18 protein-coding genes and 2 pseudogenes are annotated in these 20,957 nt (G+C 72.0%); 14 read left to right on the top strand and 6 right to left on the bottom strand.

All coding sequences use genetic code 11. The features are described 5' to 3' along the window. The first annotated feature begins 105 nt into the window (after positions 1 to 105). Positions 106 to 1,362 carry a lactonase family protein gene (locus ACZ66S_RS35640; protein ID WP_469905702.1) on the top strand — a complete coding sequence of 419 codons (1,257 nt, stop codon included), beginning with the start codon at positions 106 to 108 and terminating at the stop codon, positions 1,360 to 1,362. 89 nt (positions 1,363 to 1,451) lie between these two features. Here the strand turns inward: ACZ66S_RS35640 and ACZ66S_RS35635 are convergent, their stop codons facing one another. Then, positions 1,452 to 4,151, bottom strand: a complete 2,700-nt coding sequence (locus tag ACZ66S_RS35635) for an alpha-L-rhamnosidase (protein WP_469905701.1) — start codon at positions 4,149 to 4,151, stop codon at positions 1,452 to 1,454. A 78-nt stretch (positions 4,152 to 4,229) separates the two neighbouring features. Further along, the gene (locus ACZ66S_RS35630; RefSeq protein WP_469905700.1) at positions 4,230 to 5,786 is read right to left on the bottom strand and encodes an MFS transporter; all 1,557 of its coding nucleotides are present in this window, start codon (positions 5,784 to 5,786) and stop codon (positions 4,230 to 4,232) included. A gap of 167 nt (positions 5,787 to 5,953) precedes the next feature. Between ACZ66S_RS35630 and ACZ66S_RS35625 the strand changes: the two genes are divergently transcribed. The 7 genes from ACZ66S_RS35625 (at position 5,954) to ACZ66S_RS35595 (ending at position 10,075) form a co-directional block, all read left to right on the top strand. After that, positions 5,954 to 6,586, top strand: a complete 633-nt coding sequence (locus ACZ66S_RS35625; RefSeq protein ID WP_469905699.1) for a TetR/AcrR family transcriptional regulator — start codon at positions 5,954 to 5,956, stop codon at positions 6,584 to 6,586. 133 nt (positions 6,587 to 6,719) lie between these two features. Continuing rightward, positions 6,720 to 7,280, top strand: coding sequence for a quercetin 2,3-dioxygenase (locus ACZ66S_RS35620; protein ID WP_469905698.1), 561 nt, complete (start codon positions 6,720 to 6,722; stop codon positions 7,278 to 7,280). A gap of 1 nt (position 7,281) precedes the next feature. After that, positions 7,282 to 7,428, top strand: a complete 147-nt coding sequence (locus ACZ66S_RS35615; RefSeq protein WP_365462569.1) for a DUF1427 family protein — start codon at positions 7,282 to 7,284, stop codon at positions 7,426 to 7,428. Next, the gene (locus ACZ66S_RS35610; protein ID WP_469905697.1) at positions 7,425 to 7,661 is read left to right on the top strand and encodes a DUF1427 family protein; all 237 of its coding nucleotides are present in this window, start codon (positions 7,425 to 7,427) and stop codon (positions 7,659 to 7,661) included. Before ACZ66S_RS35615 ends, ACZ66S_RS35610 begins: the two co-directional genes overlap by 4 nt. Then, entirely contained in the window at positions 7,651 to 8,610 is a 960-nt protein-coding gene (locus tag ACZ66S_RS35605) for an amidohydrolase family protein (RefSeq protein WP_469905696.1), read from the top strand. The genes ACZ66S_RS35610 and ACZ66S_RS35605 overlap by 11 nt, the downstream gene beginning before the upstream one ends. A gap of 21 nt (positions 8,611 to 8,631) precedes the next feature. Then, positions 8,632 to 9,600 (top strand): alpha/beta hydrolase fold domain-containing protein, encoded by a 969-nt coding sequence (locus ACZ66S_RS35600; protein ID WP_469905695.1) that lies wholly within the window; start codon positions 8,632 to 8,634, stop codon positions 9,598 to 9,600. A 31-nt stretch (positions 9,601 to 9,631) separates the two neighbouring features. Further along, positions 9,632 to 10,075, top strand: a complete 444-nt coding sequence (locus tag ACZ66S_RS35595; RefSeq protein ID WP_469905694.1) for a MarR family winged helix-turn-helix transcriptional regulator — start codon at positions 9,632 to 9,634, stop codon at positions 10,073 to 10,075. Positions 10,076 to 10,396: 321 nt separating this feature from the next. Here the strand turns inward: ACZ66S_RS35595 and ACZ66S_RS35590 are convergent, their stop codons facing one another. Beyond that, complete coding sequence (locus ACZ66S_RS35590) at positions 10,397 to 11,161, bottom strand: SDR family NAD(P)-dependent oxidoreductase (protein WP_469905693.1); 765 nt, start codon at positions 11,159 to 11,161, stop codon at positions 10,397 to 10,399. 282 nt (positions 11,162 to 11,443) lie between these two features. On the opposite strand from ACZ66S_RS35590, the gene ACZ66S_RS35585 reads away from it, so the two are divergent. The 3 genes from ACZ66S_RS35585 (at position 11,444) to ACZ66S_RS35575 (ending at position 14,532) form a co-directional block, all read left to right on the top strand. Next, on the top strand, positions 11,444 to 12,304 hold the full coding sequence (locus ACZ66S_RS35585) for an NAD-dependent epimerase/dehydratase family protein (RefSeq protein ID WP_469905692.1): 861 nt from the start codon (positions 11,444 to 11,446) through the stop codon (positions 12,302 to 12,304). Positions 12,305 to 12,459: 155 nt separating this feature from the next. Beyond that, the gene (locus tag ACZ66S_RS35580; RefSeq protein ID WP_469905691.1) at positions 12,460 to 13,326 is read left to right on the top strand and encodes a LysR family transcriptional regulator; all 867 of its coding nucleotides are present in this window, start codon (positions 12,460 to 12,462) and stop codon (positions 13,324 to 13,326) included. Positions 13,327 to 13,434: 108 nt separating this feature from the next. Continuing rightward, the gene (locus ACZ66S_RS35575) at positions 13,435 to 14,532 is read left to right on the top strand and encodes a MerR family transcriptional regulator (RefSeq protein ID WP_469905800.1); all 1,098 of its coding nucleotides are present in this window, start codon (positions 13,435 to 13,437) and stop codon (positions 14,530 to 14,532) included. A gap of 40 nt (positions 14,533 to 14,572) precedes the next feature. Here the strand turns inward: ACZ66S_RS35575 and ACZ66S_RS35570 are convergent, their stop codons facing one another. Next, a complete protein-coding gene (locus ACZ66S_RS35570; RefSeq protein WP_469905690.1) occupies positions 14,573 to 15,388 on the bottom strand; it encodes an AraC family transcriptional regulator in 816 nt (271 codons plus the stop codon). Between the two features lie 54 nt (positions 15,389 to 15,442). On the opposite strand from ACZ66S_RS35570, the gene ACZ66S_RS35565 reads away from it, so the two are divergent. After that, on the top strand, positions 15,443 to 16,807 hold the full coding sequence (locus tag ACZ66S_RS35565) for an MFS transporter (protein WP_469905689.1): 1,365 nt from the start codon (positions 15,443 to 15,445) through the stop codon (positions 16,805 to 16,807). A gap of 321 nt (positions 16,808 to 17,128) precedes the next feature. Then, positions 17,129 to 17,935 (top strand): annotated as a pseudogene (locus ACZ66S_RS35560) (ATP-binding cassette domain-containing protein); the annotation flags it as partial. 20 nt (positions 17,936 to 17,955) lie between these two features. Here ACZ66S_RS35560 and ACZ66S_RS35555 read toward each other — a convergent pair. Together ACZ66S_RS35555 and ACZ66S_RS35550 are read right to left on the bottom strand one after the other, a co-directional pair. Further along, positions 17,956 to 18,537, bottom strand: a complete 582-nt coding sequence (locus ACZ66S_RS35555; protein ID WP_469905688.1) for a DinB family protein — start codon at positions 18,535 to 18,537, stop codon at positions 17,956 to 17,958. Between the two features lie 73 nt (positions 18,538 to 18,610). After that, positions 18,611 to 19,870: pseudogene (locus tag ACZ66S_RS35550) on the bottom strand (MFS transporter). 88 nt (positions 19,871 to 19,958) lie between these two features. On the opposite strand from ACZ66S_RS35550, the gene ACZ66S_RS35545 reads away from it, so the two are divergent. Next, the gene (locus ACZ66S_RS35545; RefSeq protein ID WP_469905687.1) at positions 19,959 to 20,945 is read left to right on the top strand and encodes an ArsR/SmtB family transcription factor; all 987 of its coding nucleotides are present in this window, start codon (positions 19,959 to 19,961) and stop codon (positions 20,943 to 20,945) included. Positions 20,946 to 20,957: the final 12 nt, after the last annotated feature.

The following is a 20,957-nucleotide window of genomic DNA, read 5'->3' as shown; positions in this document are numbered from 1 at the left end:
TTCCCACCTGCCCCATCCCCCTCCCTGGTCACTCTTGTGCCGTCCACCGACACCTGACGGGGACGCAGGCGCCCCAGGCGCGGCAGAGGACCAAGGGAGCGGAATGTGAGCGTGAACGTGTACGGCGAGCAGAGCGAGCACCACCCGAGCGGCAGGGCCGGAGAACGCCGGACCCACCGGGCGATGTCGAGGACGCGGCGCGTCCTGATCGGCGGCGGTGCCCTCGCCACCGCCGCGGCAGCCACCGTGGCCGTGTCCCTGGCCTCGGCGAGCGAGTCCGGGGGGTCGCGAGGAACCGAGCGTGCCGTCTTCGTGCAGGGCAACGAGCTGAACGGCAATACCGTCCACGTGTTCGCACGGGACGACGAGGGGAAGCTCAAACCCGCGGGCCGCTATGCCACGGGCGGCCGGGGCGGCGACCAGGTCGACGCCCCCACCGACTCCCTCGCCTCCCAGGGCTCCCTCGTCTACGACGACGACTCCGGAATGCTGCTGGCGGTCAACGCGGGCAGTGGCACACTGACGTCCTTCCGCACCAAGGGCACAAAGCTGATGGACCGTCACATAGTGCGCACCGGCGGGAAGTTCCCGTCCAGCGTCGCGGTACGCGGCAGGATCGCATACGTCATGAACGCGGGCGGCGAGGGCAGCGTCCAGGGCTTCCGGATCACGCGCAAGGGCCTCGTGCCGATGCGGGGGTCCTTCCGCTCACTGGGGCTGGCCAACGAGGACGTACCGCGGTTCGACACCTCGCCCGGAGAGGTCGAGATCACCCCGGACGGCCACGATCTGGTGGTCACCACCAAGGGGAACAACACCGTCGAGGTCTTCCCGCTGAGGCGGAACGGCCTGCCCGCCGTCGCCGAACCCGTCGTCAACGCATCGGCAGGCAAGGTGCCGTTCGCGATCAGCTTCGACAGCTCCGGCAGCCGGATGCTCGTCGCCGAGGCCGAGAAGTCCACGGTGACCACCTACCGCGTCCAGCACGACGGCAAGCTGAAGGTCCTGCGGGCACCGCTCGCCAACGGCCAGAAGGTCCTGTGCTGGCTGGAGCGCGCGGGCGCCTTCTTCTACGGCGGCAACACCGGCACCTCCGCGGTCACCGGGTACCGCATGGACCAGCACGGGCGGCTCGCCCTGACCGACAAGACCGGGCTCGCCACCCCGCCCTCCCCCGATTCGCAGGGGGTGATCGACATCGCCGTGACCGGGGACGCGAGGTTCGTCTACGTCCAGAACGCCACCTCCGGGACGGTCGACGGCTTCCGCGTCGAGGCGAACGGGGCGCTCACCAAGGTCACGACCGTCAAGGGCCTGCCCCCGTTCGCCGGTTCCGGTATGGAGGGCATCGCCGCGATGTGACCGTCCCGGCGTGGACGTGACACCCAGGGCGCGGGCGCCCTGCCGGGCATGAGCGAGAGTCCCGGACCGGCCCGCCTCGTGACCGCCGTTCACCGCCCCTGAGGCGGCCAGGGGACGGTGTACGTCCAGGTGCCGGGAGTCGCGGTCGTGGGCTCGGTTCCCGGCAGGCGGATCTCCGCTTCGGTGCCGGGTGGGATGCCGACGTTCAGGGTGAGGTGGCCGCCGTCGAGCCACCAGTGACTGGTGATGGTGCCGTGCAGCGAGTCATGGCGGCCGGAGGCGGAGGTGAGGCCGCCGCCGGGGCGGGGGGCGATGAGGAAGCGGCGGTATCCGGCGGCTGTCGCGTCCGGGGTCTCGGGCAGCCGGATGCCGGCGGTGTACTGGTGGAGGAAGGAGACGACGGCACCCTTGCTGTAGTGGTTGTACGACATATGGGGGTGGTCCTGTTCGTCGGTTCCTTGCCAGTCCTCCCAGATGGTGGTCGCACCGCGGTCGATCATGGCGAGCCAGGAGGGCGGGGTGGTCTGCTGGAGCAGGGCGTAGGCGAGGTCGATGTGGCCGTGGTCGGCGAGGACCGGGAGCAGCAGGCCGGTGCTGAGGAAGCCGGTGGTCAGGTGGGTGCCGGCCGCGCGGACGAGAACGGCGAGGCGGGCGGCGGCGCGGGGGCGCAGGTGCGCGGGGACGAGACCGAAGGCGAGGGCGCGGACCAGGGTGGCCTGGGTGTCGGGGCGGGTCGTGCCCTGGGGGGTGAGGTATTCGGTCTGCCAGGCGTGGCGGGCGCCGTCGGCGAGGTGGCGGTAGCGGGCCTCGTCGTCGCGGTGGCCGAGCAGGGTGGCGGTGCGGGCGAGCAGGTCGGCCGATCGGTGCAGGTAGGCGGTGGCGACGTCACCGCGGTCGCGGGTGGGGTCCAGGTCGGGGGTGACGCCGGGTTCGAGCCACTCGCCGAAGTGGAAGCCGGTGTCCCAGAGGAACTCCTCGTGCGGTGCCGCGATGGGGTGGGCCGCGGCGCGATCGGGGTGGCGGCGGGTGCGGGCCTGGTCGGCCGCGTGCTCGACCCAGGCGCGCATCGAGGGGTACTGGCTGCGCAGCAGGTCGAGGTCGCCGTAGGCGCGCCACATCTCCCAGGGGACGATCACGGCGGCGTCGCCCCAGCCGGCCGAGCCGTTCATGCCGCCCTCGGCGGAGGCACGGCGGGCCCTCTCGTCGGCGGGGTCGGGCACGAAGTTGGGGACGGTGCCGTCGGCCCACTGGTCGGCGGCCAGGTCGCGCAGCCATTTCGTGGTGAAGCCGGCGACGTCGTAGAGGAAGGCCGCTGTGGGGGCGAAGACCTGCCAGTCGCCGGTCCAGGCGGCGCGTTCGCGTTGGGGGCAGTCGGTGGGCACCTCGCAGGCGTTGCCGCGCAGGCTCCAGGTGGCGGCTTCGTGGAGGCGGTTGAGGCGCTCGTCGCTGCTGGTGAACCAGCCGGTGCGGGTCATGTCGGTGTGCACGACGATTCCGGTGACGTCGTCGGCGGTCAGGGGGCCGGGGTGGCCTTCGACGCGGACGTAGCGGAATCCGTGGGTGGTGTGGCGGGGTTCGAAGACCTCACCGGGGCGGCCGGCCGAGATCACCCTGTCCACCTGGCCTGCGGGCAGGGGGCGGCGGGTGGCGAAGTCGAAGGCGCGGATGTTCTCCGTCGTCACATCGCCGTCCGCGTCGAGGGCCTCGCCGTGGGTCAGGGTCAGGCGGGTGCCGGCCGGGCCGAGATGCGTCAGCCGTACCCAGCCGTTGATGTTCTGCCCCAGGTCCACCACGTGCCGCCCGGTGGACAGGCGGTGGACCGACACCGGCCGGATCTCCTCGACGCGGCGCACCGGTGGGGCCACGGGGCCGGTCAGGCGGGTGAGGTCGTCGTAGAGTCCGCCGTCGGCGACGTCCGTCTTCTCCCAGAGACGGTCGTCGTACGCGGGCGTCGCCCATCGCGGGTCATGGGCGCGCAGGTCGGTCTCCTGCCCGTCCATGAGGTCGGCCGCGGTGACGGGTCCCGGTGCGCTGCGCCATCCCGGGCCGGTGCCCAGTACGGACGTGGTGCCGTCCTCGTGCGTGACGACGAGCTGGGCGAGGAGTGCGGTGCGGGTGCCGAAGCCGTCGGCCTCGCGGACGAAACCGTGACGGCCGCGGAACCAGCCGTCGGAGAGCACCGCTCCGAGCGTGTTGCGGCCGGGGCTGAGCAGGTCCGTGACGTCGTGGGTCTGCACCTGCAGGCGGGAGCGGTAGGCGGTGAAGCCCGGGGCGAGCTCGCTGTCCCCGACGCGCCGGCCGTTCAGGAACGCCTCGTAGACACCGTGGGCGGTCGCGTACAGGCGGGCCTGCCGGACGGGTTTGTCGAGGTCGAAGGTGTGACGCAGGAGGTGGGCGGGACGGTGACCGGCCGGAGCCGGTTCCGCCTCGGCCGGTTCGATCCAGCGGGCCTGCCACGCGTGCGGTTCCAGCAGGCCGGTCTCCCACCAGGAAACCTCGGACCAGTCGGATTCGCCGAGGTCGGTCCACACCTTGACGCGCCACCACGTCCGGGTGGCCGAGCCGGGCTCGGGACCCTCGTAGCGGACGTAGGTGGTGGCGGCGGAGTCCACCCGGCCCGGATCCCAGCTCACCCGGCCGGTGTGCCGGTCGCCTGCCTGGAGGCGGTACGCGAGCTGCGTACGGGCGCCGTTCGGCAGTCTCCAGGACAGTCGGGGGCGGGGGATGCCGATGCCGAGGGGCCTGTCGAGGTGCTCGATGCGCAGGGAGTGGGGGAAGGCGCGGGACACGGCTGTTCCTCTCGGAGGCAGAGCGGCGGCGGATCGCGTGGGTGGTGACGGTCCGCCGCCGGACGGTGGGGCGTGCGGTCAGGCGGATCCGGGCCCGGGGGAACCGGACGCGGAGGGGGCGGTCTCGGGGGCCGGGTCGGCCGCCGCGCTGTCCGCGGGCCGGGCCAGCCGGGGGATGGCGAGGGAGATGAGCAGCCCCAGGGCCACGATCGCCGACATCGCCAGGTAGGCGTGGGTGAAGGCACCGTCGTGGTAGAAGGCGGTGCCGTCGAGCACAGTGGAGTCGCCGGCCAGGACCGTGTACAGCGCCTGGTTGGTGAGGGCCAGGAAGACCTGGGTGAGCAGCGAGGACATGCCGTTGGCGGCGGCCTGCTCCTCGGCGGAGACCACCGACACGATCATGGTCTGCTGACCGGCCATCAGGATGCCGCCACCCAGCCCCATGACCACTCCGGTGACGATGATCTGCACCTCGTCGTCGTGGTGGAAGGCGACGAGGGCGAGTCCGACGGCGAGGACGGTCAGGCCGAAGTACCAGACGGTGCGCGGGCTGACCGACCGTACGGCCCGGCCCACGCCGATGCCGGCGGCGAAGGTGACCAGTCCGGCGGGGATGCTGATGACGGCATAGTGGGTGGTGGACCAGCCCAGGCCGTCGGAGACGTGCGGGATCGGCGGGAAGAGCGCCAGGAAGATCAGGATGGCCTGGGAGGCGAAGAAGGCCGCCTGCGGCACGGAGGAACCGAGCAGGACGGTCGCCACGGAACGGCGGCCCAGCATGCGCAGGTCCAGGATGGGTGTCGCCACCCGCAGTTCGACGACGACGAACACGGCCAGTGCGGCCAGGCCCGCGAGGAGCGCCGTGAGGACTCCGGCCGAGGTCCAGCCCCAGCCGTCGCCCTGTCCGACGGCGAAGACCACCAGGGCGAGACCGCCGCCGAGCAGCAGGGCGCCGGCCCGGTCCAGGCGTCCGGTCACGTCTCGCAGCGGGGTCTCGGGCACGGCGAGCAGCGCACCGATGGCGGCGACGGTCGAGACGACGAGGAACCACAGGGCCCCGCGCCATCCGAAGGCGTCCAGCAGCCAGCCGGACAGCAGGGGTGCGAGGAGGCTGAGCACACCGACGGCTCCCGTCACGGTGCCGAGGGCCATGGCGACCTTGCGGGGCGGGAACAGATCGCGGACCGAGGCGAGGACGAGGACCGCGACGGGACCGTACAGGCCGCCGATCACGCGCCCGAGGACCATCACCGGGTACGTGGGCGCCACCACGGTGACGATGTCGCCGACGAGGCCGGCGGCGGCCAGGGTGAGCATGACGCGGCGTTTGCCGTGCATGTCGCCGAGGCGCACTGCGAACGGCGTGGCCACGATCGTCGCCAGGGTGAACGCCAGGCCGAACCAGGCGATCTGTGTCGTGTGGAAGTGCTGGGCGATCTGCGGCTGGGCGTTGGCGGCGACGATTCCGGCCACGACGAGGAGCTGGCCCGGCCAGGTCAGGGCGGCCAGTCGGCGCAGTTCCGCGGCGCTCCAGCCGGAGCTCGCGGAGGGGGACGGCGTGGGGCCGGTCGTACGGGTGTCACCGGTCGCGGCGGGTGCTGCGGGCAGCGCGGCCGGGTCGGGCGAGGTGTTCATGGTCGCTCCGATGAGAGGTCGGCGCTCCGTCGCGCCGGGATTTCGAACGATGATGCGAGCCGAAAACCGAGTGCGCTAGGTTTTCGCGGAGTGATCCACGCCACACGAGGGTGCCGGGCAGGCACCGGCCGAGCTCCCGGCCCCGCGGGATGACTACGGTGAGCACCATGACCAGCAGCGCCCGAGGCCGACGCGGCAGCTACTCCGTCGGCATAGCCCGACGGCAGAGGATCGTGGAGGCCGCCGCGGAGCGGTTCGCACAGGAGGGCTACCACCGCACCGCGCTGCACCGCATCGCGGACGACGTCGGCATCACCGAGGGCGGCCTGCTGCACCACTTCCGCAGCAAGAAGCACCTGCTGCTGGCCGTCATGGAGCACCGCTTCACCACCGAGGCGCAGTGGTGGGAGCACCTGCCCGCCGAGGCGAGCGGGCGCGACATCCTGCGCGCCATGGTGGCGGCCACCGAGCGTCACCTCGCCGAGCCCGGCCTGATCGAGCTGTTCGTGCTCACCTTCGCCGAGGCCGCCGACCCCGACAGCGCCGCCCACGCCCTCTTCGCCGAGCGCTACCAGCGCGCGGTGGACGCACTGGCCCACCTGCTGCGCACCGCCCGGAACCAGGGCACTCTGCGCGAGGACACCGACTGCCACGCCCTGGCGCGCGAGTGCATCGCCGTCAGCGACGGCCTCCAGCTCCAGTGGGTGATCTCCAAGGGCGCGCTGGATCTCACCGGCGCCGTGCGGACCCACGCCGACCGACTCGCTCGTACCGCTCTCCCCGACGACGGCGGTCTCTGAGCTCACAGCCCCTGAGCCCACAGTCCTTGAGTTCACGTTCTCCGAGCTCACGCGAACCACCGAGAAAGGGCCTTACCCTCACCACGTATGTCAGGTAGCCTGACACAACTCTCGACGAAGCCGGAGGTTCCGCATGACCATCGAGTACGCCACCCAGTACCGCACCCGCTCCCTCATCCCGCCCGAGCCGGGCAAGCCGTACTTCATCGAGAAGGGCCACGGGGACCGGGCCCACCTCTTCGGTGACCTCTTCACGGTCTACGCCGGCGGCGAGCAGACCGAGAACACCTTCAACTTCTTCACCTGCGACGGCCCCAAGGGCGAGATCATCCCGGCGCACTCGCACCCCGACACCTACGAGGTCTTCTACGTCACCCAGGGCGCGGTCCGCCTCTTCGTGGAGGACCTGGAGGGCGAACAGCACGAAAAGCTGCTCACCCCCGGCGACTTCGGCTTCGTCCCGAAGAACTGCCCGCACGCCTACCGCATGGAGCGGCACCACACCCAGATCGTCGGCGTGGCCGCCGGACCGGGCGGCACCTTCGAGCGGTTCTTCGAGAACCTCGGCACGCCGACCGACGAACTGACCCTGCCCGCACGGCCGTTCGTGCCAGAGGGCAGCAAGTTCGCCACCGTCCCGCAGAAGTACGACGTGCGCTTCCTGCCGGGTCACGAATGGCGTACGGAGGGCTGAGATGCCGTACCTGAAGGCGCTGGCGGCAGGCGTCGTCGTGGGCGCGCTCTACGTGGTGGTGCGGGTCAAGTCGCCCGCCCCGCCGCCCGTCGCCCTCTTCGGACTGCTGGGCATGCTCGCCGGCCAGGCCCTGCTGGCGGCCCTGTGAACGCCTCCTTCGCCCGCGCCGCCGCGTACTCCTTCGCCGCCGGTCTGCTGATGGGCGCCGTCTACTGGGCCCTGGACATCCACTCCCCCGCACCGCCCCTGGTGGGCCTCACCGGCCTGTTCGGCATCGTCGTCGGGGAGCGTGCCGCGGCGGCGATCCGCTCCAGGCTGGAAGGGCGCACTCCCCCGCACCGCACCACGCCCCCGCACGAGGACCCCGCCCATGAACACTGACGGACTCATCGACGTCCACGCCCACTTCGTCACCGACTCCTACGTCCGCCAGGCCAAGGCCGCCGGACACCACCAGCCCGACGGCGTGCCCGCCTGGCCGGCCTGGTCCGAGACGGCCCACCTGGAGCTGATGGACCGCAGCGGCATCGCCACGGCCCTGCTCTCCGTCTCCTCGCCGGGTGTCTTCTTCGGCGACACCGAAGCCGCCCGCCGTCTGGCCCGCGAGGTCAACGAGGACGGTGCCGACGTCGTGCGCCGACACCCGGGCCGCTTCGGCCTGTTCGCCTCGCTCCCGGTGCCCGACGTCGACGGCGCCCTGGCGGAGATCGCGTACGCCTTCGACGAACTCGGCGCGGACGGCGTCGTCCTGGAGACGAACACCCACGGCGTGTACCTCGGCGACCCCCGCCTGGAGCCGGTCTTCGCCGAACTGGCGCGCCGCGACGCAGTCGTGCTGCTGCACCCCACCTCACCGGTGTGCTGGGAGCAGTCCGCCCTGGGCCGTCCGCGCCCCATGGTGGAGTTCATCTTCGACACCGCCCGCACGGTGACGGACCTGCTGTTCGCCGGAACACTGGAACGCCATCCCGAGCTGAAGGTCATCGTCCCGCACTGCGGCGGTGCCCTGCCCGTGCTCGCCGACCGGATCAACGGCTTCATGAAGCTGTTCATGCCGGGCGAGCCGGGCGCACCGGACGCGGTGGCCCAACTGCGGCGCCTGTACTACGACTTGGCCGGCCCCGCCTTCCCCCGTCAGGTCCCCGCACTGCTCGGCCTAGCCGACCCCGAACGCCTCCTCTACGGCAGCGACTACTGCTGGACCCCGGCCCCCGCCGCCGAGGCGCACGCCGCGTCCTTCACCAGCGCCCCCGCTCCCGTGGACGGCACCACGTGGAGGTCGCTCACCACGGCCAACGCCCGAGCCCTGTTCCCCCGCCTCGCCCACTGACTTCCCGTACCGGAGTTGCCCATGTCCCTGCCGGCCCCCTTCCCGGTGGAGCTGCTCGCCCCGCCCGACCCGACCCGCCTGCCGCTGCCCCCGGCCGCGCCCGTCGCCCCGGGAGCACAGGTGCTGCGCGGTGCGGTCTACGACGTCCCCGAAGGCAGCCGCCCCCTGGAGATGGATCTGTGGCTGCCGACCGAGACGCCGGACCCCGTACCGGTGATCGTCTTCGTGCACGGCGGCGCCTGGCGCACCGGCCTGCGCGAGGACCTCGGCCCCCGCTTCCGTGACTGGCAGCCTGGCCCCTTCGCCCGGCTGGTCCGCGCCGGGTTCGCCGTCGCCTGCCCCGACTACCGGCTCAGCGGCGAGGTCACCCACCCCGGTCAACTCCAGGACCTGCGCGCCGCGTTGACCTGGCTGCACGCCAGGTCCGCCGAACTCCGCCTCGACATGGCCCGCACTGTTCTGTGGGGCGAGTCGGCCGGCGGGCACCTCGCGGCACTCCTCGCCCTCACGGCCGACAGCCTCCCCGTCCAGGGCTGCGTCACCTGGTACGCGCCGACCGACCTCACCCACCTGGCCGAGGACCAGCCGCCGGGCGCCTACGACCCGGGCGACCCCGGCACCTTCGAGGCCCTGCTGATCGGCGGCGCGCTCACCGACCTCCCGGAGCGCGTCCGGGAAGCCAGTCCGGTCAGCCATGTCACACCGGACGCACCGCCCTTCCTCGTCCTGCACGGCACCGACGACGTGATCGTCCCGCACGCCCAGGCCGAACGCCTGGTCACCGCGCTGCACGGCGCCGGGGTGAGCGCCGAACTCGTCAGCGTGCGGGGCGGCAACCACCTGTGGGCGGGGCTTGCGGACGAGGACGTGGAGCGGTGCTTCAACGCGAGCCTCGGGTTCACCGCGAGCCTCGACCTGGCCGCGCGACACGTCGACCCGGCCGACCGGCGGCAGGGCGGCGAGGGCGCCGGGCACGACAGCAGGGGATAATCCCGCTTGTCACCGACCCCTTGAGGGAGCCATGAGCCACCGCGCGGCCAATCTGCCCCAACTGTTCGCCGAATCCCGGCGCTGGTTCGAGGACGCCCTCTTCGCCAGCATGGAGGCGGCGGGCGAGCAGCCGGTGACGTCGACCCAGGCAGCGGTGTTCGCGCGGCTCGACCCGGAGGGGACGACGGTGTCGGAACTCTCCCGCCGCATCGGCGTCACCCGGCAGACGGCCCACCAGGTGGTGCACGCCCTGATCGGCATGGGCCTGCTCGAACAGACCCCCGACCCCGACTCGGCCCGCAGGATCCTGATCCGCACCACGGCCGAGGGCCGACGCGTCCACGAACGGGCCCAGGCCACCATCGCGGTCATCGAGTCGGTCCTCGCCGACCGCATCGGCGCCTCAGCCGTCGAGGCGCTACGACAGACGCTCACCGTGGACTGGGGGGAGTCACCGCTGGTCACGGCACCCTGAGCGGGCGACGGGGTCCAGGGTGACCTCCGGTCTCCGGTCTCCGGCTTCCGGCCCCCGCGTCGACGGAGCCCTCGGTGCCGCTGGGGCGCTGACCGGCGCCGGCCGGTCATGACACTCCCCCGTCGGCGACCGGGCGGGGGCGGCCCATCCCGGGAGACATGACCTCGTCGATGTACCGGACAGTGCAGATGACCCCGTTGGCCGCGTGCCCGTGGAACGGGTGATGGTGTTTCAGACCGATGTCGTACGCCTGCCGTGACGCATCCGGGCCCTCCACGTCGTCGGCCCGCATCACAACCCGCGCCCTGCAGACCCCAGGAACTACCTGCTGATGACCGCGACCGTCGTACGCCCGCCGTCCACGTCGAGCACGGCGCCGTGCACGAACTCGGCCTCGTCACTGGCGAGGTACACCGCGGCGCGAGCGATCGCGCTGGGTGAGCCCATGCCGTCCGCCGGGGTGCCCTTCATCATGATCTCGCCCGGGTGGTCCTCACCCGGAGTGGCCTCGTAGACGACTCCCGGCGAAATCGCGTTCACCCGGACACCGTGCGGTCCGAACTCCGCAGCCCAGGCCCGCGTCAACGTCTCCAGGGCGCCCTTGGACGAGGCGTAGAGCGAGCCGACGGGGATGCCGAGGCGGGCGATCCAGGAGCCCAGGTTGACGATGGCGCCGCCGCCCGCTTCGGCCATGACGGGAGCGACCGCTGCGGTGAGGAAGAACGGCGCCTTCACGTTCACCGCGTAGACCTCGTCGAAGGTCTTCTCGTCGGTTCCCGGGGTGTTGTCGCTGGGATAGATCCCCGCGTTGTTGACGAGGATGTCGATCCCGCCGCCCAGCACCGCCGACGCCCGCTCGGCCAGGTTCCGCGACGCCTGGGCGCTGCCGTCGAGTTCGGCCTGGACGAAGTCGGCGCGCCCGCCGCGGGAGCGGATCCCCTCGACCACCTCACCGCCGCGCTCCGCGTTGCGGCCCGACACGATGACGTGGGCACCTTCGGCGCCGAACGCCTCGGCAATGGCTCGCCCGAGGTTGCTCGTCGAGCCGGTCACCAGTGCCCGCTTGCCCTGCAACCGTCCGCTCATCGTGAACTCCCGCATTTCGTGATCGACAACAACAGACGTGCGGAAGGGAGATGCACCCGGGACCGCACGCTCCACCCGGACTGCCGGGCGGCTCTGCCACTGTGCGGAACCAAAAATGGACTTGCAAGTCCAATCCTGAGGGCCGGGAAGGTGGCACGACAGATCGAGATCTGATGCCCTCCGGGTATCACAGGCGCCCAAAGAGGTCTTGGACGCGGGACAGCCGCCGGACGCAGGCTGATCAGCGAAGTCATCGACCCACGGAGCCAGGAGACCCTGACCATGAAGATCTTTCTCACCGGCGGATCCGGATACATCGGCAAGGCCACGATCAGCGCACTGGTCCGCCACGGACACACCGTGGAGGCGCTGGCCCGCAACGACCGCGCCGCCGAGACCGTCGCCTCCCTCGGAGCCGCCCCGGTGCGCGGCGGGCTGCGGGACCTGGAGGTGCTGAACGCGGCCGCCGCCCGCGCGGAGGCGGTGATCCACCTGGCGCAGGCCGAGACCGGGGACGAGGACCTCGCGGCCGCCACCGCCATGCAGGACGGCATCGGCACCGGCGCCTACGTCCACACCGGCGGCACCTGGGTCTACGGCGACACGGACGGCGTCGTGGACGAGACCGCCCCCTGGAACCCGCCGCCGGTGGTCGCCTGGCGCAAGCCCGTCGAGGAGGCCGTGCTGCGGCGCGCCCAGCGGGGCGGCCGCCCCGTCGTGGTGCAGCCCGGCCTGCTGTACGGCGGCGAGAACCGCCTGATCGACATCTTCTACGCCGGCCCGGGCAAGGAAGCGGGCGCCGTTCCGTACATCGGCGACGGCCACAACCGCTGGGCACTGGTCCACGTCGACGACATCGCGGAGCTGTACGCCGCCGCCCTGAAGGCCAAGCCCGGTTCGGTGTACGTCGGCGTAGGCGGCGTGAACCCGACGGCCAGGGAGTGTGCCCTGGCGATCGCGCGGTCCGTCGGTCTGGACGGCAAGGTCGCCTCCCTCTCCCTGGAGGAGGCCCGCGAGCAGATGGGCCCGATCGCGGACGCCTTCGCGCTGGACCAGCAGCTCACCCCGGCGCGCGCAGAGGCCGAACTGGGCTGGGTCCCGGCGCACACGGACCCGCTGGCGGTACTCGCCGGCGGCGAGTGACCGGCCGCGCGGCATGCACACTGGCCGCCGCGGCTGACGCCGACCGGAACGGTAGATTCGTCACTGGTTGCCCCGGTCGTCCCGCGGGACGCAGCCGGTGTCGTTCAGGACGGCCGACGGGCCGTCGCCTCGGAGAGAGTGAGCGGTGAGTCCGGGTGGATCTTGATCTGCGGAAGCTCCGCTACTTCGTGGCGGTGGCCGAGGAGCTCCACTTCGGACGCGCGGCGGAGCGGCTGCACATCGCGCAGCCGGTGCTGTCCCGGCAGATCCGGAGCCTGGAGGACGAACTCGGCGCAGCGGTCTTCGACCGCGACCGGCGCGGCACGCTGCTCACGCCGGCCGGGGAGCAACTGCTGGAGGACGCCGTTCCGTTGCTCGCGTCGGCCGACGCACTTCTGCGGCGGGTGAAGGCGGCGACGCAGGACACCCCCACGCTGACCGTCGGCTTCATGCCCGGCATCACGGTCACCCCGGCCACCGCCGCCTTCACCACGCGCCGACCCGGCGTCAACGTGCGCTTGCTGCGCACCAGTTGGGACGACCAGGTGGACGTGCTGCGGGACGGCCGGGCGGACATCGGCGTCGTACGACTGCCCATCGACCAGCGCGGGCTGGAGGTGCGACCGCTCTTCCAGGAGCCCCGGGTCGTCGTGCTGCCGGCAGGGCACCGCCTGGCGGGCAGCACCTCGGTGACCGTGCGCGATCTCGCCTCCGAGCATCTCCTCCAGGACCCCGATGCCGTGCCCGAGTGGCGTGACGTGGCCGTGGAGCTGCGCGAGGGGCGGCGCCCCGAGGTGCCGGTCATCCATCAGGTGGAGGAGAAGCTGGAGCTGGTGGCCTCCGGTGCGGGTGTGTGCGTGCTCCCGTTGTCCACCGCGACCTTCTACACCCGCCCGGACGTCGTTCCGCTGCCCGTGGCGGACCTCGGTCCCAATCAGGTGGCCCTGGCGTGGGTGTCGTCCCGTCGGTCACCTCTCGTCCACGACTTCGTCGAGGCCGCGACGGAGACGCTGGGCCGGTGAGGGACGCCTCGGCCCCCTGCTTCCCGTTCGGCTCCCGTCGTGAGGGGAGCCCTTGACCCTCACGTGGCGTCAGGCTGCATAGTCGTTGCCGTGGATGATCACTGGACCGTGGGGCGCGTGGCCGAGCTGGCCGACGTGAGCGTCCGCACGCTGCATCACTACGACGCGATCGGGCTCGTACGGCCGTCGGCTCGGACCGCGGCCGGGTACCGGGCCTACTCCGCGGCCGACGTGGAGAAGGTGCGGGAGGTGCTGGCCTACCGGCGGCTGGGATTCGGGCTGCGGGAGGTCGCGGAACTGGTCGGCGACCCGGCCGCCGACACGGTCGCCCACCTGCGCCGGCTGCGCGGCCTGCTGCTGGAGCGGCGGGACCGTGCCGACGCCATGGTGGCGGCCATCGACAGGGAACTCCAGGCACGGGCGAGGGGACTGACAGTGACACCGGAGGAGCAACTGGAGATGCTCGGCGCGCGGCTGTACGACGCGATCGGCGGCGCCTACACCGCGACCCGGCGCACCGATCCGCGGATCGCCGCGCAGATCTGGGAAGCGCTCGATGACGCGCAGCGGGTGTTGAACGTCGGGGCGGGCACCGGCTCCTACGAGCCTGCCGATCGCGACGTGACCGCGGTGGAGCCATCGGCCGTCATGCGGGACCAGCGCCCTGCCGGCTCGGCGCCGTGCGTGGCCGCCACCGCGGAGAGCCTGCCCTTCGAGGACCGCTCGTTCGACGTCGCGATGGCCGTCTCCACCGTGCACCACTGGGGGGATCCGCTGGCGGGGCTGCGCGAGATGCGGCGCGTGGCCCGGCGCGTGGTGGTGCTCACCTTCGACACCGACGAGCCCGCATGGCAGGACCGGTTCTGGCTGACCCGCGACTACCTGCCCGAGTTCACCGACGTCCTCGCGGATTTCCCCTCCCTCGGCAGGATGGCCGACGCGATCGGCGCCCGCGCCGAGCCGGTGCCCGTCCCGTGGGACTGCGCCGACGGCCTGTTCGAGGCCTACTGGCGCCGGCCGGGAGCGTATCTGGAGGATCACGTGCGCCGTGCGATGTCGGTGTGGACGAGGGTCGGGCCTGACGCCGAGCAGCGGGCGGTACGACGCCTCGGCGACGACCTCGAATCCGGCCGGTGGGCCGACCGCAACAGCGACCTCGCCGACCTCGACTCGGCGGACCTCGGCTTGCGCCTGCTCGTGGCTTGACCGCGTCGCGGCGTGGAGCGCGTCGCCTGCTGCCGCAGGCTTACAGGGCGCGCTCGGGCGGCGCCCCGTCTTGAGGTGGCCGGCCGACGGCGGTCCGACCGGGAGTCCCACCCACCGCGGCCCGGTAGCTGCCCGGTGTCTGGCCGACGGTGCGGGTGAAGGTGTCGATGAAGGCGCTCGTCGTCGCCCATCCGCAGCGCCGTCCGGTCTCGGTGACGGTGGCTCCCTCGGCGAGCTGGATCATGGCGTGGAACACCCGGGTCGTGGTTCTCCACTGCGGGTACGTCATGCCGAACTCGGTCCGGAACAGCCGTGCCAGGGTGCGTTCGCCCACGCCGGACTGCCGGGCCAGCCAGGACGCCGTGCGGATCTGCGTCAGATCCGCGGCGGCCAGGGCGCAGGCCCGCACCAGTCTGGGGTCCTGGGGCGCGGGCAGGGTCAGCGGCTGGGACCGTGAGCGCCGCAGCCTGTCGCGCATGACCGCCTCCAGGCGGTCCGACTCCGGCGCCGTCAGGTTCGGATCGCTGCGGGCGATGAGGAGTTCCCGCAGCAACGGCTCGACGGAGACGACCGTGGGCGAGGCGGACGGCAGCGGAGGGTCCTCCGGCGCGAATCCGATGGTGTGCACGCGACTGCGGCCGTAGACCCGGTGCTGGTGCCAGGTGTCCGCCGGGATCCACATCGCCTGGGCGTTGGAGGCGACCCAGGACGCCTCTCCGGTCCGCACGGCGAGAACGCCGGTGCTGACGTGGATGAGTTGGTGGAAGGCGTGGCGGTGGCGGCCGATGACCTGACCGGCGAGGTGTTCGTGCCGCGTACTCGTCGGTCGCGCGTCCTGCTGGCTGTTCTCCGACATTGAACGGCAGATTATCGGAAGCGCGGCTTCATGGCTGCCTGCGAGCGTGAGCCCATGCCTCCTGCACGATCGTCCTCGCCGGGCCGGCGCGGCTGCTCCGAGGGCGGGGTGTCCCGGCGTCTGACGCGGAGGTTGCGCGCGGCGGCCCTGGACCCGCGCCCCTTGTCCGTGGCCGCCTTTCGGCGCCTCCTGCTCGCCCAGGCCGCCGCCTACGTGGGCACGATGGTCACCGCTGTCACCGTGCCGGTTCAGGTGTACGCCCTGTCGCACTCGTCCTTGTACGTCGGTTACACCGGGCTGGCCGGTCTGCTTCCGATCGTGGTGTTCGGCCTGTACGGGGGTGCCATCGCCGATCGCGTCGACCGCCGTCAGCTCTACCTGTGCGCCTCCGCCGGCACATGGTTGATCACCCTGGCCCTGCTGGCCCAGGCGCTGGCGGACGTCCGCTCGGTGCCGTTGATCATCGCGCTGGTGTCCGCCCAGGCGGCGGCCTTCGCCATGTCGTCCGCCGCACGGGGCGCGATCATTCCCCGGATCGTTCCGACCGACCTGATCCCCGCGGCCAACACCCTGTACTTCACCGTCGGGAACTTCGGCCAGGTGGCCGGCCCGCTCTGTGCGGGCATCCTCCTCGCCCTGCCGGGCGGCTTCGCCTGGGCGTACGGGGTCGACGCCGTCCTCTTCACCTTGCTGCTGCACTCGGCGTACCGCCTCCCCTCGGTCCAGCCGATCCACACGGTCGCGGCACAGAGCGGCCTCCGCTCCGTGTGGGGCGGACTGCGCTTCATCGGCGGCAACGCCGTGCTGTGGATGTCCTTCGCGGTCGACATCGCCGCCATGGTGCTGGCCATGCCGACGGCGCTCTTCCCGCAGGTGGCGGACACCCGCTTCCACGGTGGCGTGGGCCTGCTCTACGCCTCGATAGCCGTCGGATCCCTCGCGGCGGGCCTGTTCAGCGGCTGGATCGCCAAGGTACGCCGTCAGGGCGTGGCGCTGGCGGCGGCTGTGGCGGGCTGGGCCGTGGCGATCGGCCTCGCGGGAACCACGTACTCGCTGTGGGGGGCCGCCGCCTTGCTGGCCTGCGCCGGTGCCGCCGATCTCGTCAGCGCGGTCTACCGGGAGACCATCCTCCAGACATGCGCTCCCGATGCCATGCGGGGACGTCTGCAAGGGGTCTTCACCGTCGTCGTCGCGGGCGGGCCCCGGCTGGGTGATCTGCGGGCGGGAGCCATGGCGGCCACCGCGGGGCTGGGCATCGCCTGGTCGGGCAGCGCTCTCCTGTGCCTGGTCCTGGTCGTGGCCGCCGCGGTCCTGGTGCGACCGTTCTGGCGCTACGACACGGGCCCGCACCGACTGCGTTCTTCGCCCGGGGTGGAGGTGCAGCCGGACGGCGCGGGCGCCGGGGTCGTCGAGGGATGAGCGAGCCGAGGTCTGCGCTTCGGTGGCGTCCCAAGTCGCGTGCTGTGAGGCACAGTCGGCGAGCAGGCGCGGTTCACGGAGCGGAGGGGGGCGACGGGGGGACCGGCGTTGCGCAGGGGGTACGCGGGACGGGGGGTCTCGGCCGGGCAGCCGGTGCCGCCCATGCGGGGCGCGGAAGGGGAGACCGCGACCGGGCAACCGGTCCCGCCCATGCAGGGCACGGAACGGGAAAACGCAACCGCGCAACCAGCCCCACCCATCTCACCCACGGAACAGCAACCCCCGACCCGGGGACCGATTCTGCCTCTGCCGTCCGCGGAACAGCAGGCCCCAACCGCCCACCCCGTCCTGCGCATTCGCGACCTGACCGCCCACCACCGTGACAGCACGCACGGCACTACCGAGGTGCTGCGCATCCCCGAACTCGACCTGCACTCGAGCGAATGCCTGGCCGTGGTCGGACGCTCCGGCAGCGGCAAGACGACCCTTGCCCGCTGCCTGGCAGGGCTCCACCGCCGCCACGCAGGACAGCTCCTCCTCGACGGCACCGCGCTGCCGCGCAGTCTGCGCGACCGCGACCGTACCCAACTGGCCGCCGTGCAGTACGTGTTCCAGGATGCCCGCGCCGCCTTCGACGAACACCGTCCCGTCCTGCACCAGATCGCCCGCACGGCGATACGGCTCCGCGGAACCGAGACCTCCGCCGCGGAGAACGAGGCCCTCAGCACGTTGGCCGATCTGGGCCTGCCCCAAGACCTCGCCAACCGCCGTCCCGGTCGGCTCTCGGGCGGCGAACTGCAACGCGCCGCTCTCGCCCGCGCCCTGCTGGCCCGCCCCCGTGTCCTCATCTGCGATGAGATCACCTCCGGCCTCGACACGATCACCCGCCGAAGCCTCCTCGGCCTTCTCACCGCCCTGCTCCACGACCGCGACGACCTGTCCCTCGTCCTGATCACCCACGACCTGGACACCGCCGCCCTGGCCCACCGCATCGCCGTCCTGGACGCCGGTGAACTCGTCGAGCAGGGGCCGGCTCGACGAGTTCTCACCGCCCCGAGTCACCCGTTCACCAGGTCGCTTACGGAGACCACGGCGCGGTTGGGAGCGAGGACGGGTACGGGTGGCTGACGGCTTCTGGTGGCTTACCCTCACTCCATGGACGCGGCCGACCTGGCGGCCTGCTCGATCTTCGCGCAGTAGGCGGCACGCGCGTCCTCGTCGATCTGCTGCTCGTACTCGGCGCGCATCCCGGTCCGGCCGTCGAGACCCTCGCGCAGGATGTCGGCGTGCCCGGCGTGCCGGATGGTCTCGCCGAGGACGTGGACGATGACGGCGAACAGGTTCGTGTTGGGATACGGCTCCGACCACCACGGCACGTGCCCGGGGGCATCGAGGGAAAGGTCGTTGATGGTCGCGTCCGAGTGTTCCCACGTGCGCAGGTAGAACCCGATGATCTGATCGCGGCTCTCGTCCTCGGACGCCCACAGATCGCTGCCGTCGTGGTCCTGCCATGGGGGCAGGGGCTCCAGCGACGGGCGGTCGAAGACCTCGCCGAAATACCTGGCCTCGACGGAGGCCACGTGTTTGACGAGGCCGAGGAGATTGGTCCCGGTCGCTGTCAGAGGTCGGCGGGCGTCGTATTCCGACAAGCCGTTGAGTTTCCACAGCAGCGCTTCACGGTCCCGCCGCAGTCTCCCAAGCAGAGTGTCCTTCGCGAAGTCATCGATCATGGGACATGAGCCTTCCATGGTTCGTGGTCCATATCCGGTACTACCAGGAGTGGCTGTTCCCCGGTCCCCAGGTTCAGGGCGGGGCGGGGGAGGTGGCCGTGTGCCAGGTCAGCATCCAGCCGGCGGTGAGCACCGCCGCGCCGCCTGCCAGGGCCATCGCGCCACCCGTCCCCACGCCCGCGGCCACCGAGCCGAAGCAGGCCGGTCCGACGCCCTGCACCGTCATGCTGCCGGAGCCGAGCAACCCGAAGGCCTGGCCCTAGCCGTTCCGCGGCAAGGCGTCCAGGAACGGCCGTTGCAGGCCGAGGCCGTACGCCAGTCCGAAGCCGCAGAGCAGCAGCAGACAGGACGAGACGCCCACGCCGGGCTCGGCGGCGAAACCGACCAACGGCAGTCCCGTCAGCGCGATCAACGGGACCACCAGTCGCTCCCGGGTGGGCGGCCGCAGCAACCGGCCCACCAGCAGATCGCCGACGAGCATGCCGACCGGCAGACAGCCCATCAGTACCGCGTACCAGCCGGGCGCGAAGTGGCGACCTCCCGCGTAGGCGCCGATCAGACCTTCCGCGCCCGCCACGAACCCGGACGGCAGCCACTGGGCCAGCATCAGTCGTCGTACCGTGCGTCCGCGCAGCAGCAGGCCGACACCGTGCAGGCTCGCCCGGACGGCCCCGCCGCCCCGAGCAGTGCCGGGAGTGCCGGGACTGCCGTCGATGTCTCCCGGCTCCAAGCGGGGCAGCCGGAGGCGGACAGCGAGCGCGCAGCCGAGGTAGAGGGCGGCGCTCACCACGAGCGCCCGATGCGGCCCGACCACCGCGACGACCGCACCTCCCAGCGCCAGACCGAACAATTGCGCCCCCGAGGAGGCGATGTTGTTCAGTGAACGCCCCAGCACATAGGCGTCGCCCGTCAGCCACTGCGCGACCAGCCGACTCGACGCGCCCCCGAACACCGGTGTGGCGAGGGCGACCAGCGCCACGACACCGAGGCTCGCCGCGATCGGCAGCCGCACCAGGGCGAGCAGCAGGGCGGCGGCGCACTCCAGGACGTGGCCGCCGACGATGAGCGCGCGGGGCGCCAGGCGGTCGGCCAGGGAGCCCAGCAGCAGCGAGCCGAACATCTGCGGGAGAAAGCCGATGCCGAAGGCCAGTGCGCTGAGCAACGCGGAGCCGGTGGCCGCGAAGACCAGCACCGAGAACGTGGTGATCCGCAGCGAACCCGCGGTGATCGCGACGGCGCGGGTCGTGAACAGCAACCGAAACCGGGGCTCGGCCAGCACCTCCCGGTAGGTGGCACGGTGGTCGCCCTGCATGGGGCCGACGGTCGGGGTCATGACACGCAGCCTCACGGTACGCCCGTACCACTCACCAATGATTCGTCGCTGGACGAATCCAAGGGGTGATCGGCGATAGCATCGCCGGGTGCTCCGCTTCGAAGTCTCCGTCGATGACCTGCTGCGCAGCCGCTTCGCTCTGTCGCCCGCGATGGACCTCTGCCTGCTCCTGCGCTCGCTCGCCGGCCAGAACCGGCCGCTGCCGCGCGCCTGGGCCGCCCGGCTGCTGCCGACCTTTGAACGGCTTCGCCGAGAGACGGAACTGGACGCCGTCCTCGCCCTGCACACCCCGCAGTCCGGACCGGACTTCGTAGCCCCGCCCCCGCGCGGTCTCACACAGACCTGGGCGGACGACCTGGCCACGATCCGAGCAACCCCGTTGGAGGCAGCCCGTCAGGAATTCGCCACACCCGCGACCGGCCGGGCCGCCCGTGATCCCCGCGTACGCGCGGTGCTGGACTCCACGGACGCCGTCTCCAGGATCGCGGAGGCGATGGACCGGGCGTGGCAGGGCCTGCTCGCGACGGACTGGCCGCAACTGCGCGCGATCTGCGAGCGCGATGTCGTGCACCGGGTGGGGGTGATCGGCGAACACGGATGGGCCACGGCCGTCGAGAGCCTGCATCCGAGCATCGACTGGCGCGCGGGCGGGATCGAGATCGGCTCCTTTCCCCCCGCGGGAAGCGTCCAGCTCGCCGGCGACGGGCTGCTGCTGATTCCTTCGGTCTTCGTCGCTGACATCGCCGCCCACCTTGAAGACCCCTGGCCCAGAACCCTGGTCTACCCTGCCCGCGGCACCGCCGCCCTGTGGGGCGAGCAGGAGACCGCCCCGCGACCGGACGCCCTGACCGCGCTGGTCGGCCGTGCCCGAGCCCGGCTGCTGTTCGCGCTGGACGCCCCGGCCAGTACCAGCCACCTCGCCCGAAGCCTCGCCATGGCGCCCGGCGCGGTCGGGGACCACCTCGCCATCCTGCGGGACGCGGGACTGCTCGTCCGCGCCCGCTCGGGACGGTCGGTGCTCTACCGACGCACTCCGCTCGGCGAGGCGCTGGTGGCGGGGTCGGGGTCGGGCTGAGGGTTGAGATCA

The sequence above is a fragment of the Streptomyces sp. NPDC107471 genome (assembly GCF_055582845.1).
Note: the sequence above shows the minus strand (reverse complement) of the source record. Positions and strands in the feature narration are given on the sequence as shown.

Coding starts and splice junctions, on each gene's coding strand:
- ACZ66S_RS35615 (WP_365462569.1), top strand. CDS start 7,282: ATGCCGTACCTGAAGGCGCTGGCGGCAGGCGTCGTCGTGGGCGCGCTC.
- ACZ66S_RS35605 (WP_469905696.1), top strand. CDS start 7,651: ATGAACACTGACGGACTCATCGACGTCCACGCCCACTTCGTCACCGAC.
- ACZ66S_RS35600 (WP_469905695.1), top strand. CDS start 8,632: ATGTCCCTGCCGGCCCCCTTCCCGGTGGAGCTGCTCGCCCCGCCCGAC.
- ACZ66S_RS35595 (WP_469905694.1), top strand. CDS start 9,632: ATGAGCCACCGCGCGGCCAATCTGCCCCAACTGTTCGCCGAATCCCGG.
- ACZ66S_RS35590 (WP_469905693.1), bottom strand. CDS start 11,161: ATGAGCGGACGGTTGCAGGGCAAGCGGGCACTGGTGACCGGCTCGACG.
- ACZ66S_RS35585 (WP_469905692.1), top strand. CDS start 11,444: ATGAAGATCTTTCTCACCGGCGGATCCGGATACATCGGCAAGGCCACG.
- ACZ66S_RS35570 (WP_469905690.1), bottom strand. CDS start 15,388: ATGTCGGAGAACAGCCAGCAGGACGCGCGACCGACGAGTACGCGGCAC.
- ACZ66S_RS35630 (WP_469905700.1), bottom strand. CDS start 5,786: ATGAACACCTCGCCCGACCCGGCCGCGCTGCCCGCAGCACCCGCCGCG.
- ACZ66S_RS35555 (WP_469905688.1), bottom strand. CDS start 18,537: ATGATCGATGACTTCGCGAAGGACACTCTGCTTGGGAGACTGCGGCGG.
- ACZ66S_RS35565 (WP_469905689.1), top strand. CDS start 15,443: ATGCCTCCTGCACGATCGTCCTCGCCGGGCCGGCGCGGCTGCTCCGAG.
- ACZ66S_RS35625 (WP_469905699.1), top strand. CDS start 5,954: ATGACCAGCAGCGCCCGAGGCCGACGCGGCAGCTACTCCGTCGGCATA.
- ACZ66S_RS35620 (WP_469905698.1), top strand. CDS start 6,720: ATGACCATCGAGTACGCCACCCAGTACCGCACCCGCTCCCTCATCCCG.